Genomic DNA, 15,643 nt, shown 5'->3' on the forward strand with positions numbered 1-15,643 from the left:
GGAAGACCACAAACGAATGGGGGAAGGTCACGCTGAGTGCTTGGCACTGCCAACCGAACAACTACGACTATATTGATCCTAGTTAATTCACGCAATCGGTTTTTCCCGATCTAAACAATCGAGCGTTGCGATGCGTCACCGAAATCCTCTCGAAACGCCCACAGGCCATGACGCAACAACCCAAACAAAAAAATCGGTCGTACCCTGCAGCCGTTGCCTGCCTGATAGAGCACTGCTAATATTGACGACTACTTTTGTCGGAGATTTATATGTCTCTTTACAGCGCAGGCGTTGAATACGGTATTCATTGCCTGATTTTTTTGGTGGGTAAAGGCGGCAACACCCGCGAGGCGAGCGTGCGCGACCTTGCCGAACTGCAAGGCGTGCCGCTGGACTATCTGGCGAAAATATTCACCAAACTGGCCAAGGCAAAACTGGTGGAAGCGACTGAGGGTGTGCGCGGCGGTTTCAAGCTTGCCCGCCCTAGTGATGAAATCAGCATCCTGGACATCGTCAACGCCATTGACGGCCGGAAGCGCATTTTTGAATGCCGCGAGATTCGCGGGCGCTGTGCCTTGTTCGACGGGGATGCACCCGACTGGGCACTGGAGGGTCACTGCGCAGTGCATAGCGCCATGATGACCGCACAAAAACGCATGGAAGAAGCACTCGCCCAGCAGACTATTCTTGATCTTTCCAGAAAGCTTGGACGCAAGGCGCCCGAGGATTTTGGGGCGAAGGTGGACAACTGGATAAGCGAACGCCGGGACAGAAAAAACACTGCCCCGGCACCCGACGACCAGGCGATTCAGCTGACCGACATCACCGACTGAGCCCTACAGGCAATCATGCACGGCCTTGCGCAACGCACCTGACTTTGCCCAGGGTGGGCCCTGGTAAAGCGACACATGGCTGCCATCCTTTGATTTGACGACGTCGAGGATTTCGTCAGCCGTGATGACGCTGGGCGCCTTGATCCGGTAGCCGTTGGAAATGCCTGTCTGGGTGGTATTGGAGACCTGCTCCTTCCACAGCGGCAGCACACAGGCCGCGAAATCCTTGGGCGGTTTTGCGCTGTACTTGCTGACGTTCGGCTCACCGGGCACCAACGATGCGGGCAACGAACACCCCGCCAACAATGACACCATCACTACGCCAATCAACCGGTGCATGGGCCTTCCTTAAGTATTGAAAAACAAAATGTAGCGCGTCGCCCCGCAGACATCCATTCAGCGCACAATTTTAAACAACTCGCGCTGATGATCAGGCTCCCGCGCATTTTCGCAAAATGCGGATATCGACTTGCCTGTTTCGGCTTTTTTGCCCTCCCGCCCTTCCCTACAGTCAGTACGACTTCAAAACAGCGAGCATTGCTCGCCCCGTTCAGGAATCGTACATGTCCAGTCTGTCTTTGCGTATCGAACGGATCGACCCGCTCACCCCCAATATCCGCCGCTTGATCCTGGTGCCTGATGCCGGACACGCATTGCCCGGTTTTACGCCCGGTGCGCATATCGAACTGCAAATCCCCGGTGAAAAACCTTCATGGCGCGCCTATTCGCTGGTCAACCTGCCGGAGGCCGGGCATTACGAAATCGCCGTGCAACTGAAAGAGCAAAGCAGCGGAGGATCTCGCTGGATTCACGCACTCCAGGCCGGCCAACAGGTGGCGGCACGCGTCCCGAAAAATCACTTCCCGCTACTGGAAGACGCCGACGACTACCTGCTGATCGCCGGCGGCATAGGCATTACCCCGATGCTCGGCATGGCACGGGCGCTCGCCGCGCAAGGTCGCCCTTTCACCCTGCATTACGCAGGACGCGATGCGACTCGCATGGCGTACCTGGAAGAAGTGCGGACGGTGCACGCGGCGCACTGCTGGATCAGCGGTGGCGACCCTACGCGGCGCTTGCCGCTGGCGACCCTGCTGGGCTCCCCAACGAGCGGCCGCCAGCTATACGTTTGCGGCCCCAAATCGATGATCGCCAACGTGCTGCACATCGCTTGTGAACTCGGTTGGCCGGATCACCAGGTGCACAGCGAACTGTTCATCGGCACGCTCGAGACCGATGCCGACAGTGGCTTTGAAGTGGAATTGCGCGCCAGTGGCGTGACGTTGCTGGTGCCGGCGGGCAAGAGCGTGCTGGACGCCATGATCGAAGCCGAGCTGGACCCGATGTTTGATTGTCGTCGCGGTGACTGCGGCGTGTGCGTGGCTCAGGTACTGGAAGGCGACGCCGAACACCGCGACATCTGCCTGTCGGAACGCGAGCGCGCTGGCGGCAGTTTCTGTACCTGCGTATCCCGCGCCAGCAGTGCCCGGTTGGTGCTCGATTTGTAACGGCGGTGCTGCACAGCGTGCACCCGTTTATGGCTATTGAAATGGAGAAAACATGATTCCCTCGAACGAACAGATCGCGGCACTGGTACGCCATGACAGCGTGCATAAAAGTGTCTACACCGACCCGCAGCTTTTCGATCTGGAAATGCAGCGCATCTATGGCCAGGCATGGATTTACGTCGGCCATGAAAGCCAGGTCAAGCATGTTGGCGACTACCACACCACGCGCATCGGCGATCAAGATGTAATTCTGGTTCGTGGCGCCGACAAGCGTGTCAACGTGCTCTACAACCGCTGCCCGCACAAGGGCGCCAAACTGGTGGCCGAGGGCGATGGCAATGTCGGTAAATTCTTCCGCTGCCCTTACCACGCATGGACCTTCAAACTCGATGGCCAGCACCTCTCTGCGCCCTTGAAAAACGCCTTTGAAGGCACCTGCTTCAACCCGCAGCACCCCGACTTCTCGATGGTCGGGCTGGCGCGTGTCGACAGCTATCGCGGTTTCGTATTTGCCAGTCAGATCGATCACGGCCCCGATCTTCAAAGCTTCCTCGGCGGCGTTATCACCTCCATCGATAACCTTTGCGACCGCTCCCCCGTAGGCGAAGTCGAAGTGGCCGGGGGCATTTTCCGGGTGATGCAACGTTCCAACTGGAAGGTCTTCTACGAAAACCTGCACGACACCATGCACGCCCGCGTCACCCACGAATCATCCGTGCAAGCGGCCCGTAGCGAAGCCGAATCGCTGGGTGAAATGCCTTTCGAACTGCTGATCATGGATGGCAACGGTGAACCGTATGACTTCTGGGAAAAGCTCGAATTACGCGCCTACAACAATGGCCACGGCTACATGGAAGCGATTTTTGACCCCGCCGCCGCCGAGCGTGATGACGTCGCCAAGGCGCATTTCGAGTGCCTTAGCCAGGCCTATGGTGAAGAACGTGCGCGCAGCATTCTGGGGATGAACCGCCATAACACGGTGATCTATGGCAGCGGCTCGCCGCACACGGTGTTCATGCAGTTCCGGGTGATCCGCCCCATGGCCGTCGACCGCACGCTGGTGGAAATCCAGACCTTTCGCTGCAAGGGCGCACCGGACGCCGTGTTCGATCGTGCGCTGACCTATGCCAACGTGATCAACTCACCATCGTCCAACGTCATGCCCGATGACGTCGAAGTCTATGCCCGTTGCCAGGAAGGCAACATGACCCGTGGCGGCGAGTGGATCAGCATGCACCGATATGTCGGTACCGACCAGGTGCTGGCTGATGGCGCCGTCTCGACCAATGGCACCAGCGAGTTACCGATGCGCAATCAGTTCGCTGCGTGGAAGCACTACATGACCGCCACCCTGATTGCCAAGGAGAGCACCCATGCTGCTTGATCGCTCGTTCGACGTCTCGACTCAAGCCTTGACTGCGGCCCAGGTGCCCAGCGAAACACTGCGCCAGATCGAACAATTCCTGTACCGCGAAGCCCGTCTGCTGGACGAGCGACGGTTCTGGGAATGGGATCAATTGTTCACGGATTCGGGCATGTATTGGGTGCCGCAAAAACATGGCCAGGTGGATCCGTTCGAACATATTTCGTTGTTCTGGGAAAACCGCATGCTGCGCGAAGTCCGCATCCGGCGGGTGGAAAACGTACGCAACTGGTCACAGCAGCCGCCCACGCAAACAGCGCACCTGGTGGGCAACGTCATGGTCGAAGGCCTCGACAGCCAGGGTTTGCTGGTGGTGAGTGCGACTTTCCAGGTCAGTGAATGGCGCCTGGAACAGCGCCAGCTTGCCGGACGCTACACCTACAAGCTGGCCACCCAGGACAGCGGCGACTGGAAGATACAGCTCAAGCGCGTCGACTTGATCAACTGCAATGACGTGTTCGCCAACCTGGAGGTGTTTGTCTGATGACGCGCCCAACCGTGCTGGCCCTGCATTATCAGAACGATGTGTTGCACCCCGACGGATTGATCCGGGTCGGCCTGCGAGCCGACGACCCCGCACGCAATGCGCTTATCGATGCCGCCAGCAGGTTGCAGCACGCGGCACGCGCACGGGGCTGGCCGATCATTCATGTGCGCGTGGCCTACCGCCCGGACTATGCCGACCTGCTGCAGAACGCGCCAATCCTGCGCGCAGTGGCGGCCAGTGGCGCTGTGCAGGAAGGCTCGTGGGGCGCGCAGTTCCATGATGTCTTGGGCCCACAGGAAAGCCCCGATGAGTTCATCGTCACTCACACTCGCATCAACGCGTTTTACGGCACACCACTGGATATTTTGCTGCGCCGGCTCGATGCGCAGCAATTACTGATCGCCGGAGTCGCTACCCATTCAGTCGTGGAAAGCACGGTGCGGCACGCTGTCGATTGCGGTTTTGAGGTGACTGTACTCGCCGATGCGTGCGCTGCAGCCTCACCCGCGACGCATCTGGCGGCCCTCGAAAGCATGCGCTTGATCGCCACCATCAGCGACGTCAACAGCGTTCTGGAGCGCACGTCATGAAAACAGTCCCGACTGCCAATCTTAACGGCCGGGTGGCCATCGTCACCGGCAGCACCCAAGGCCTGGGCACAGATATTGCGCGGCAACTTCTGCTGGCCGGCGCCAGCGTAATGCTGGTGGGGCGCAACCGTGAAACCGGCGCGGCATTGGCTACAGAGTTGGGTGAGCAGTGTCGTTTTGTTGCGTGCAACGTCGAGCTGGACGAGGACATCGACGATTGCATCGAGGCAACGCTGGCAGCCTTTGGCCGGCTCGACATACTGGTCAACAACGCCTGCCTGTACGACGATCAGGGCTTGTTGTCAGACCGCGCGCAATGGCTACAAACGCTTAACGTGAACCTGATCTCTGCAGCCATTTTTGTGCAAAAGGCCGCGCCGCGAATGAGCGACGGCGGCGCCGTGATCAACATTGGCAGTACGGGCGGCAAGTTTGGTGCGGCCGGGCGTGCGCTGTATCCGGCGTCCAAGGCCGGGCTGCTGCAACTGACCCGCAACCTCGCCGTGGACCTCGCGCCGGTGTCGATCCGAGTGATCAGTGTTTCGCCGGCCTGGACCTGGTCGCCTTCGGTGGCCAACCTCAGCGGCGGCGACCTTGCGGTGGCTGACCGTGTTGGCGCTACGTTTCATCCGCTGGGACGTGTCGGCCGAGGCGATGAAGTGGGCCAGGTCGTCGCCTTCCTTTGTAGCGATGGCGCCTCGTGGATCACCGGCGTGGACATTCCGGTGGACGGCGGCTTCTCGATCCTCGGCCCCGACCAAGGCCTGTCGCCACGCGTGTGGTTCGAGCGACTGCGTGACCTTGGGTGAAAGGTCGGATAGCCTCCAGCATCCCTTTCGCAACGTTATAAACAAGACCAACTGATGAGTCGATAACGAGGAAATGACATGGGCAAGATGATCGATGTGAAGGCCAGTGACGGCAGCGGCACGTTCGCCGGCTACCTGGCACTCCCCGCTAGCGGCAAAGGCCCGGGCGTGGTGATTGGCCAGGAGATTTTTGGCATCAACGCCAACATGCGCCAAGTGGCAGACTTCTATGCCGAGGAAGGCTACGTCGCCTTGGTGCCGGATCTGTTCTGGCGCCTGGAGCCCGGTGTTGAACTGGGCTACACCGAAGCCGATTTCGCCCGTGCAATCGACCTGTTCCAACGCATGGACATCGATAAGGCTGTCGACGATATCGACGCCAGTTTCAAAGCACTGCGCGGCTTGCCTGAAGTCGATGCGGCAGGCCTTGGCTATGTCGGATTCTGCATGGGCGGCAAGCTCTCCTATCTGACCGCGACGCGTACCGAGGTCGCGTGCTCTGTCGGTTATTACGGGATGGGCATCGAACATTTACTGGAAGAGGCCAACCAGATCAAAGGGCGCCTCGTGTTGCATTTCGCAGAGCAGGACGGGTATTGCGATGCCGATGCCAGGGCGCTCATCAGCAAGTGTCTGGCGGGACGCGACAAGGTCAACATTTACACCTACCCCGACGTCGACCACGCCTTCGCCCGTCATGGCGGCATGCATTACAACAAACCGGCCGCATTAATGGCGCACGAACGCAGCATCGCCGCGCTGAGACAGGAAATCGGCCCGCACTACAACCTGTCCGATCTCTGGGAAAAACACATCGAGTTTGAGTTCGCCGTGCGCGATGTGCCGGCGACCATGGCAACCATGGTGGCTGAACCCTACGTCAACCACATCCCGACCATGACCGGTGGCGTTGGCTACAAGGAGTTGAGCCGTTTTTATCAGAACCATTTTGTCCATGCCAACCCACCCGACATGAAACTGGTGCCCATTTCGCGCACCGTGGGCGCTTCGCAAATCGTCGATGAGTTTGTGATGTGCTTCACCCACACCACCGAAATCGACTGGATGCTGCCTAACGTCGCACCCACCGGAAAATACGTCGAAATCCCGATGCTGGGCGCGATCAAGTTCCGGGGTGACAAACTTTGCCACGAACACATTTACTGGGACCAGGCCAGTGTGCTGGTGCAGATCGGCCTGCTCGACCCGACCGGCCTGCCCGTGGCCGGGATCGAATCCGCGAAGAAGCTGCTCGACGAACAATTGCCGTCCAATACACTGATGGGCAATTGGCCGAATAGCGCCCCGTAGGAAACCGGTTTGCCGGTGATGGCGGTCTCGAAATCACCATCGCTGGCAAGCCAGTCTCCTACGGATCGGTGGTGAATGCCGGCATTGATGTGGTTAACCCAAGTCCCGTAGGAAACCGGCTTGTCGGTGATGGCGGTCTCGGAATCGCCATCGCTGGCAAGCCAGACTCCTACGGATCGGTGGTGTATGCCGGCATTGATGCAATAACGCAAATCCCGTAGGAAACCGGCTTGCCGGTGATGGCGTCCGTAAAATCGCCATCGCTTGCAAGCCGGTTTCCAAAGGGTTGGGGGGTCGAGAGCGCGTTGCTCAGTTGATCTTGCCGCTGGCAGTCTGGTGCGGCAGTTCGCCAAAACGTTCGCGGTAGTAGCGGGCGAAACGTCCTAAATGGCCAAAGCCATGCTCTAACGCCACTTCGGTGATGCTCAAGTCGCGACGGCCGAGCAAACATTCACGCACCGCCTCTAATCGCAGGTTGCGCAAACGCTCCATGGGAGTTTGCCCGTAACAGCGTTGGCACAGGGTGTTGAGGCTGCGTACGCTCATCCCACCTGCTGCTGCCAACTCCCCCAACGACAGCGTTTCGCCCATATGGCCTCGCATCAAACCCTCGATTTTCTGCAGCTGACGCAACGCCTGGCGCTGTGCCGCAGATTCGACGACTGTGGCCTCGGCGCACTCGACGTGTGGCGGATGGGTCAGTAAAAACAGCGGCAGGCTTTCTTCCAGATGCCGCAGCCAGTGAGCGTGTACAGGGTCGCCAGCACTGGCACCCAATTGTTCGAGCAAATTGTCCACCAACCGCAACCAGCCACGCGCCTGGCCCGTGTCGAGCCGGTAAGCCGCCGGCAATGAGAAATCTGCAGCCAGCCCTCCTTCGTCCACCAACCGCTCCTGCATCAGACGCAACAAACTGCGTGGCACCTTGAGCAACAACTGTTCGCAGCCGCTGTGCCACACCAGCCGCGCCTGGCGGTTTGGCGAGAGGACCGCTACCTGCCCCGCTTCCAGCTCTAGCGCCAGCCCATCACACTCAATACTCGCCCGTCCGCGCAAAGGCATTTGCATCAACACGAAATCGGTGAAGGGCCTCGGCCGTACTTCAACCTCGGCGCCGTAGCGCAACACAAACAGTTGGCAACGCCCGACCTCGGCACGGAAAAAAGCAGTGTCGACATTGTCACCACGCCAACTGAGGTCGTGCTCCACCAGCTCGCGGGCAAGCAGGCGATGACTCTCTGAGCGTGAGCGGCTGGTAAACACCGGGGTTTGGCACAGGCGAGAAAGATCGAGCCGGGTGCCCACGTCTTGCGCAGGCTGCGCGAGTAAAATAGCCATGGCTCAGAACGACCGGTTACGGCGCGCTTCGTTGCGCTGCAGGGTCATGCTCGGTGTTTCATCGAACAACTTGCGGTACTCGCTGGAAAAGCGCCCCAGATGCGTAAAACCCCAGCCCATGGCAATCACCGAGATATTGCGCGCCGAATTGTCCTCCAGGATTTCCTGACGCACCGCGCCCAGGCGATGCTTTTTCAAGTAAGCCATCGGCGACATGCCGAAGTACTTCTTGAACCCCTCGAACAACTTGAACCGCGACACACCCGACACGGCCTCGATGTCTTCCAGGTGCAACACTTCGCGAGCATTGTCGTGAATGTATTGCTTGGCGCGAATCAGGTAATGCGGCAGCTTCACCCCAAGCACATCACGCAGCTCCTCCGAATAATTATTCGGCTGGGCGAGGATCAGGCCCTTGATCAGCGAGCTTTCAATGTCGCGGGTGAAAAACGTCTGGTCATACAGCTCTCGGCTGCGCTCCAGCTCGCCGATAAAGTAGCGCGCCATCCGCCACCACGAAGCCGAAGATCCATTGACAGCGTCCATCACCGGCTCGAAGCGCAGCGGCATTTCAAGTGGCCGTTGCAGCATGTCTTCGAGAGATTTGCGCATTGCTGCCCGCGTGATAACCACCTGGACCTTGCGGCAATCGCCGGCAATCGACAGCTCCTGGTTTTCATGCGGAGAGACGATGATCCCGCGATCGGCATCGGACGTGACCTGGCAACCATTCTTGCTCAAGTGTTGCTCGCCCACCAACGGCAGGCTGAGGCTATAGCTGTTCAGGTGGTCGACATCTTCGATGCCGACAGTGACGTCAGTGCCGTACTCGATGATGCCCAATGTGGTGGACATCGATTTCAGCACGTTGCCGCTGTGATGGAACTGAATGCGGTTAGGCGTGCTGGTCTTGAGCAAGTGTGGGCCGCAAATGCCGGCCATCCATTGTCGTGCGCCATTGAGGTCATAACGTTCGATACGAATGTCTCGAACATGTACATCTTCAGTTGTACTCATCACGGGCACCCACGGCTATTTTATGGGCGCGCTCTAACGGCACGCCTTTGACGGGAGAAAGAGCAAGCTTCATGCCGCTCACTGCCCTTTGGTCGGTTGCCGAAATATGCGGATAACATTCACCGAATAAACGGACAGAAAAGCTTCTGCCCGAGAAACTCCCGACTGCCCTTTTCGCCTTTGCGCGCCCTAAACATGGGGGATGCGCTGCAAAAAAGTGCATTCACGACTCGGTCGGCACGAAGGTCATGCACCGTCAGGAAAGTGTGGTTGGGTATTACCTGCCCAGATGCCCAGGCAGGTGTTACCCCCGAGGGGCGTTTTATGCCTACCAGAACTTCCAGGTGTAGGTGGTGATCAGGCGGTTTTCATCAAAGTTATTGCCCTGGTGAAACTTGACGTTGATGTTGCGCAGCTCCACGCCGAGGTTCTTCAGTGGCCCCTCCTGAATCACGTAGGAGAGGTAGATATTGCGCTCCGATTCACTGTTATCGCTCAGCGCACCGCGATCGATCCCGCTGCCGCGCATGTAGCGCGTCATCAGTTTCAGACCCGGCAAGCCCAGGCCGGCAAAATCGTAGTCGTAACGTGCCTGCCAGGATTTTTCGTTCGGTTTGATGAAGGCAATGGCGGACCAGTTCACCAGGTAGGGTTGCGGCGCATAGCCGTTGAGGGTCGGGAATGCGCTGTCGCCGAGCATCCGCTGGTAACCCAGGCCAAAGGAGTGAGCGCCTTTGCGCACGGTGGTCATGATGCCGTAGGAGCGGTTGTCGATACGCCCGTACAGTGCGTCGCCATCCTGCTTGTTGTTGAAGTAGCGCAGGTCGGTTTTCAGGCCGTAACCGGCGCCCAGATCGGTAAGGTAAGTACCGCCCAGGTAGTGCTGTCGGTAGATGTCTTCGAGTTGGCCGTAGAAGTAAGTGCCGGTCAGCGACGGGGTAAACGCATAACTCGCCCCACCGAAGTTCAGACCGTCACTGCGACGCTGTATGTCGGGACCGTTGAACAGGTACATCTTCTCGCTGTTGGAAGATTCCCGGCCGCTGATCTCGGTGAACCGCCCGCCCGTGAGCGTCAGCTTATCGACCTCTTTGGACTCGATGAGCGTGCCGTGGTACGTGGTCACCAATTGTCTTGAATCGTCCATGTACGCCACTGGCAGCGTGGGTCGATGCTCACCAAATTTCAGCTCGGTCTTGGAGTAACGGACTTTGGCTGTGTACCCGCCACGACCGTAGTCGGTTGCCTGTTCGTGCTTGCTCGTGCTGTAAGGAATGATGCTGTCCGGCCCCCTGCCGCCACCACCGTCGAGTCGGTAGGCGTACTGCGTCGAAGCGTCCAGGCCAAATTGCAGCGGGCCTTCTGTGTAGCCGGAAATGAAGCGCAGATCAAAACCCTGGGTCCAGCTACCGACGCGAGAGTTCTTCGGGTTCTCGCCTCGAAAGTCGCGGTCAATGTAGAAATTACGCAGGCCCAGCCCCAAGTGACTGTCTTCGACGAAATCCGCCTGGGCCATCATCGGCGCAAACATTCCGGCCAGGCTGGCGGTCTTTACACATCGGGTTAACCAACTCGCTTGAAACATGACATCTCCCTCTTATTTAATGCGCGAACACATTAATTAGCGGTGTGACCAAAGCGATCACCCCAATAGTTGGCAGTTGTTTCTTTATTAAAATATTCAGCGTCAGTTGTTATAGGCAACGTTTACACAGCCGGTAAACATCGAGGCCGATTAGGCCGCATTGGCCACAAAGTCTCTATCCTGTTATTTCGCTACTCATATCCACTTACTTGGGTTTATCACCCAGCACCCTCGCCATAAAAGCCGCAGCGGCCAGCCTGCAATGCGCCGCACTGCGCCGCCAAATTTTACGGACTGTGTTCGCCAACAAAGCGGATAGACCACAACGCGCGCAACTTATTAAATGCCAGCACGAACAACTTACTGAATGCACGAATTAGCCCGATGCAACGAGGTATCGATTAATGAGCAGTGCAAAAAGCGTCGAACAATGGAAAACCTTTATTGAAAGCTGCCTGGACTTCCGTCCCGCAGAAGGCATCTTCCGAATCGCCCGGGATATGTTTACCGAGCCGGAACTGTTTGATCTGGAAATGGAACTGATCTTCGAAAAAAACTGGATCTACGCTTGCCATGAAAGCGAGATCGCCAACAAGCATGACTTCATGACGATGCGCGCCGGCCGCCAACCGATGATCATCACCCGCGACGGTGAGGGCCAACTCAACGCGCTGATCAATGCTTGCCAGCATCGCGGCACCACGCTGACCCGCGTCGGCAAAGGTAACCAGTCGACCTTTACCTGCCCTTTCCATGCCTGGTGCTACAAAAGCGACGGCCGCCTGGTGAAGGTCAAAGCCCCCGGTGAGTATCCCGAAGGTTTTGACAAAGCCACCCGTGGCCTGAAAAAAGCCCGCATCGAAAGCTACAAGGGCTTCGTATTTATCAGCCTTGATGTCAATGGCACCGACAGCCTCCAAGACTTCCTCGGTGACGCCAAAGTGTTCTTCGACATGATGGTCGCGCAATCGCCAACCGGTGAACTCGAAGTGCTGCCGGGCAAGTCGGCCTACACCTACGACGGCAACTGGAAACTGCAGAACGAAAATGGCCTGGACGGTTATCACGTCAGCACCGTGCACTACAACTACGTGGCCACGGTGCAGCATCGCCAACAGGTCAACAGCGAAAAAGGCAGCAGCAACAGCGGCACCCTCGACTACAGCAAACTTGGGGCTGGCGACGCTGACACCGATGACGGCTGGTTCTCGTTCAACAACGGCCACACCGTGCTGTTCAGCGACATGCCAAACCCTTCGGTGCGCTCCGGCTACGCGACGATCATGCCGCGCCTGATCGAGGAATATGGCCAAGATAAAGCCGAATGGATGATGCATCGCCTGCGCAACCTGAACATCTACCCGAGCCTGTTTTTCCTCGACCAGATCAGCTCCCAACTGCGGATCATCCGGCCTGTGGCCTGGAACAAAACCGAAGTCATCAGCCAGTGCCTCGGGGTCAAGCATGAGTCCGACGCAGACCGGGAAAACCGCATTCGCCAATTCGAGGACTTCTTCAACGTCTCGGGGCTCGGCACCCCGGATGATCTGGTGGAATTTCGTGAAGCCCAGCGTGGTTTCCAGGCGCGGCTGGAGCGCTGGAGCGACATCTCGCGCGGCCACGACAAATGGGTTACCGGCCCCACTCGCAACAGCGAGGCCATCGGCATCGAACCGGCATTGACCGGCACCGAATTCACCCACGAAGGGCTGTACGTCAACCAGCACAGCAATTGGCAGAAATTCCTGCTCAAGGGCCTGGACGCAAAAGCCCTGAAACTGCGCGAGGTATGAGCATGAATCCGCAATTGCAGTACCAGATTGAACAGTTTTTCTACCGTAAATCCGAGCTGTGCGACGCGCAGGAATGGGACGCGTATATCGATCTGTTCGACGAAGGCAGCGAGTTTCACCTGCCGCAGTGGGACTCCGAGCACGTCTACACCAAAGACCCGAAGCGCGAGATGTCGTTGATCTACTACGCCAACCGTTCAGGCCTGGAAGACCGTGTATTTCGCCTGCGCACCGGCAAAGCCGCTTCGGCCACGCCCATGCCGAGGACGCTGCACATGGTCAACAACGTGCGCATTACGCCGACGCCGGACCAAGGGCTGGAAGTTCGCCTCAATTGGCAAACGTTGTTCTACCGCCAAGCCACTTCCGAACAGTTTTACGGCCGCGCCACGTATCAACTGAAACCGGTTGGCGATAGCTGGAAGATCACCCGCAAGCATGTGCTGCTGCTTAACGACACCATCAATTCGGTGCTCGATTTCTATCACCTCTGATTGGCGGAAGTCCGGATCATGAGTCACAAGGTCGCGTTCAGTTTTGCCGATGGAAAAACCTTGTTTTTTCCGGTACAGACCAATGAAATCCTGCTCGATGCAGCACTGCGCAACGGCATCAATATCCCGCTGGACTGTCGCGAAGGCGTCTGCGGGACGTGTCAGGGCCGTTGCGAGTCGGGGCAGTACAGTCAGGACTACGTCGACGACGAAGCGTTGTCGGCGGAAGATTTGCGTCAGCGCAAAATGCTCACCTGCCAGACCCGGGTCAAATCGGACGCAGCGTTCTATTTCGATTTCGCCTCCAGCCTGTGCAATGCCGCAGGGCCGGCACGGCTCAAGGGCATCGTGCGGGCTGTCGAACAAGTGTCGCCGAACACCGCAATCCTGCATCTGGACGCTGGCGCCGACGGCCAACAGCTGGACTTTTTGCCCGGCCAATACGCGCGGCTACAAATACCGGGCACGCAAGGCCAGCGTTCTTATTCGTTCGCCAACCGCCCCAACAGCAGCAATCAATTGCAATTCCTGATTCGCCTGCTCCCAGACGGCTTGATGAGTAATTACATCCGCGAGCGCAGTTTGATCGGTGACGAAATCATGCTGGAGGCGCCACTCGGTGCGTTCTACCTGCGCCACGTCGATAAGCCACTGGTACTTGTGGCGGGCGGCACCGGACTTTCAGCGTTTCTGGGGATGCTCGACGAAATTGCCGAGCGTGGCGGTTGTGGCCATCCGGTGCACCTCTACTACGGCGTACGCAACGCCGCCGACCTTTGCGAGACCGCGCGCATCGCCGCCTACGCAGAGCGCATACCCGGCTTCCGATTCATTGCGGTCGTCAGTGATCCGACGCCCGAATGGGATGGCAAGCGCGGCTACATCACCGAGCATTTCGACGTCGCCGAATTTCGGGACCAGGCACTGGACATGTACCTCTGCGGCCCACCGCCAATGGTCGAGTCGATCAAGCAATGGCTGGCCGAACAAGACCTGAACCAGACGCACCTGTATTACGAGAAATTTACCGAGAGCAACACCTGACCCTTGACCAATAAAGGGGCGGTTGTGGCCAGGGCGCTTGCTTGCTGGATTGCGCAGCAGTCTCATCGAGCCGCTTCGCGCGGCGGCAGCAAGCGCCCTCGTTACAGAAAAGCCCGACGCTATACCAATCATTTTTTTACTGCCCTCCACTAACAACTACGTCACGCGCGATGCGGACATCATTAAAGGCGGCACTATGAAAAAACTACTCGTGGGTACACTGCTGGCGGCCAGCTGCGTGGCCAGTTTCATGGCTCAGGCGCAGGACCCGGTACGCATTGGTTTTATCACCACGTTGTCGACCCCCGCCGGTTACCTCGGCGAAGATTCGCGTGACGGATTCCAACTGGCTATCGACCAGGAAGGCGGCAAACTGGGCGGCGTCCCCGTGAGCCTGATGGTCGAAGATGACGGCCTGCAACCGGCGCGGGCCAAGCAAATCGTCGACCGCATGAGCCTGGACGGGGTTTCGTTGTACACCGGTGTTATTTTTTCCAACGTACTGGCGGCCGTGGTCAATACGGCGACCAAGGACGGCTTCTACATCAGCAACAACACCGGCCCTTCGAGCCTGGCGGGTAAGCAATGCAAGGCCAACTACTTCGTGGCCTCGTACCAGAACGACACGATCCATGAAATGGCCGGTGTCGCAGCCAACGACCTGGGCTATAAAAAAATGGTGATTCTGGCGCCTAACTACCAGGGCGGACGCGATGCCCTGGAAGGGTTCAAGCGCACGTACAAAGGCGAAGTCACCGAGATCTACACCAAGCTCAACCAACTGGATTTTTCGGTGGAGCTGGCGCGGGTTCGCTCACTCGCACCGGATGCCATTTTCGAGTTTCACCCAGGCGGTGCCGGCATCAACTTCGCCAAGCAATACGGCAGCTCCGGGCTGAGCAAAACCATCCCGATGGTGGTACCGGTGTTCTCCATGGATGAGCGCATGCTCGCCGCCACCGGCGACGTCGCCAAGGGCATGAACATCGTCACCTTGTGGAACCCTCAATCGCAGAATCCGGCCAACCAGGCGTTCGTCAAAGCGTTCAGCGAAAAATACAACCGCGTGCCAACCGTTTATGCCGCACAAACCTATGACACCGCACGCCTGATCGGTGCCGCGCTCAAGACAGTGAACGGTGACGTGAAAGACCCTGCGGCCTTTCGCAGTGCTCTGCGTAACGTCAAGTTCGACTCGATACGCGGGGACTTCGCCTTCGGCAAAAACCAGCACGCCGTCATCGACTGGTACCTGCTGCGCGTAGAAACCGATGCCAACGGCAAACTGGTGCAAGTGCCCGTCAAAACCATCGCCAAATCGCAAGTGGACAGCTTCGCCGCCGAATGCGCCCTGTGATCCGAACTTTCTGTCTCGTGCCCGCTGGCAGCAGCGGGTACTTTTCACAGGATT

General features: G+C 58.2%; 15 protein-coding genes. 11 read left to right on the plus strand and 4 right to left on the minus strand.

Translation table 11 applies throughout. The annotated features are described in order from the left end of the window. Window positions 1-269 precede the first annotated feature (269 nt). Window positions 270-833: an Rrf2 family transcriptional regulator gene (locus ACQR3R_RS10060; protein ID WP_428271950.1), complete on the plus strand. Its 564-nt coding sequence runs from the start codon at window positions 270-272 to the stop codon at window positions 831-833. A gap of 3 nt (window positions 834-836) precedes the next feature. On the opposite strand, the gene ACQR3R_RS10065 is transcribed toward ACQR3R_RS10060, so the two are convergent. Next, complete coding sequence (locus ACQR3R_RS10065; protein WP_428271952.1) at window positions 837-1,172, minus strand: hypothetical protein; 336 nt, start codon at window positions 1,170-1,172, stop codon at window positions 837-839. A gap of 224 nt (window positions 1,173-1,396) precedes the next feature. On the opposite strand from ACQR3R_RS10065, the gene ACQR3R_RS10070 reads away from it, so the two are divergent. From ACQR3R_RS10070 to ACQR3R_RS10095, 6 genes are all read left to right on the plus strand, one after another. Further along, window positions 1,397-2,341: a 2Fe-2S iron-sulfur cluster-binding protein gene (locus tag ACQR3R_RS10070; protein ID WP_428271953.1), complete on the plus strand. Its 945-nt coding sequence runs from the start codon at window positions 1,397-1,399 to the stop codon at window positions 2,339-2,341. Between the two features lie 52 nt (window positions 2,342-2,393). After that, window positions 2,394-3,725 (plus strand): Rieske 2Fe-2S domain-containing protein, encoded by a 1,332-nt coding sequence (locus ACQR3R_RS10075; protein WP_428271954.1) that lies wholly within the window; start codon window positions 2,394-2,396, stop codon window positions 3,723-3,725. Then, a complete protein-coding gene (locus ACQR3R_RS10080; protein ID WP_428271955.1) occupies window positions 3,715-4,248 on the plus strand; it encodes an aromatic-ring-hydroxylating dioxygenase subunit beta in 534 nt (177 codons plus the stop codon). The genes ACQR3R_RS10075 and ACQR3R_RS10080 overlap by 11 nt, the downstream gene beginning before the upstream one ends. Beyond that, window positions 4,248-4,841, plus strand: a complete 594-nt coding sequence (locus ACQR3R_RS10085; protein ID WP_428271957.1) for an isochorismatase family protein — start codon at window positions 4,248-4,250, stop codon at window positions 4,839-4,841. Before ACQR3R_RS10080 ends, ACQR3R_RS10085 begins: the two co-directional genes overlap by 1 nt. After that, a complete protein-coding gene (locus ACQR3R_RS10090) occupies window positions 4,838-5,650 on the plus strand; it encodes an SDR family oxidoreductase (protein ID WP_428271958.1) in 813 nt (270 codons plus the stop codon). Before ACQR3R_RS10085 ends, ACQR3R_RS10090 begins: the two co-directional genes overlap by 4 nt. Window positions 5,651-5,728: 78 nt before the next feature. Then, on the plus strand, window positions 5,729-6,961 hold the full coding sequence (locus ACQR3R_RS10095) for a dienelactone hydrolase family protein (protein ID WP_428271960.1): 1,233 nt from the start codon (window positions 5,729-5,731) through the stop codon (window positions 6,959-6,961). A 309-nt stretch (window positions 6,962-7,270) separates the two neighbouring features. On the opposite strand, the gene ACQR3R_RS10100 is transcribed toward ACQR3R_RS10095, so the two are convergent. The 3 genes from ACQR3R_RS10100 to ACQR3R_RS10110 all read right to left on the minus strand — a co-directional run bounded on the left by ACQR3R_RS10100 (window position 7,271) and on the right by ACQR3R_RS10110 (window position 10,901). Beyond that, window positions 7,271-8,299 carry an AraC-like ligand-binding domain-containing protein gene (locus ACQR3R_RS10100; RefSeq protein WP_428271961.1) on the minus strand — a complete coding sequence of 343 codons (1,029 nt, stop codon included), beginning with the start codon at window positions 8,297-8,299 and terminating at the stop codon, window positions 7,271-7,273. Between the two features lie 3 nt (window positions 8,300-8,302). Next, window positions 8,303-9,316, minus strand: coding sequence for an AraC-like ligand-binding domain-containing protein (locus ACQR3R_RS10105; protein WP_428271962.1), 1,014 nt, complete (start codon window positions 9,314-9,316; stop codon window positions 8,303-8,305). Window positions 9,317-9,644: 328 nt separating this feature from the next. Beyond that, window positions 9,645-10,901 (minus strand): OprD family outer membrane porin, encoded by a 1,257-nt coding sequence (locus tag ACQR3R_RS10110; RefSeq protein ID WP_428271964.1) that lies wholly within the window; start codon window positions 10,899-10,901, stop codon window positions 9,645-9,647. A 404-nt stretch (window positions 10,902-11,305) separates the two neighbouring features. Here ACQR3R_RS10110 and antA point away from each other — a divergent pair, with 404 nt between their 5' ends. The 4 genes from antA (at window position 11,306) to ACQR3R_RS10130 (ending at window position 15,589) form a co-directional block, all read left to right on the plus strand. Continuing rightward, window positions 11,306-12,694 carry an anthranilate 1,2-dioxygenase large subunit gene (antA, locus tag ACQR3R_RS10115; RefSeq protein WP_428271965.1) on the plus strand — a complete coding sequence of 463 codons (1,389 nt, stop codon included), beginning with the start codon at window positions 11,306-11,308 and terminating at the stop codon, window positions 12,692-12,694. Window positions 12,695-12,696: 2 nt separating this feature from the next. Further along, window positions 12,697-13,188, plus strand: coding sequence for an anthranilate 1,2-dioxygenase small subunit (gene antB, locus ACQR3R_RS10120; protein ID WP_428271967.1), 492 nt, complete (start codon window positions 12,697-12,699; stop codon window positions 13,186-13,188). An 18-nt stretch (window positions 13,189-13,206) separates the two neighbouring features. Then, window positions 13,207-14,232: an anthranilate 1,2-dioxygenase electron transfer component AntC gene (gene antC / locus ACQR3R_RS10125; RefSeq protein WP_428271968.1), complete on the plus strand. Its 1,026-nt coding sequence runs from the start codon at window positions 13,207-13,209 to the stop codon at window positions 14,230-14,232. Window positions 14,233-14,428: 196 nt separating this feature from the next. Beyond that, a complete protein-coding gene (locus ACQR3R_RS10130) occupies window positions 14,429-15,589 on the plus strand; it encodes an ABC transporter substrate-binding protein (protein ID WP_428271969.1) in 1,161 nt (386 codons plus the stop codon). The last annotated feature ends 54 nt before the right edge of the window (window positions 15,590-15,643 follow it).

The organism is Gordonia sp. IEGM753 (assembly GCF_050321825.1).
Lineage (GTDB): Bacteria > Pseudomonadota > Gammaproteobacteria > Pseudomonadales > Pseudomonadaceae > Aquipseudomonas.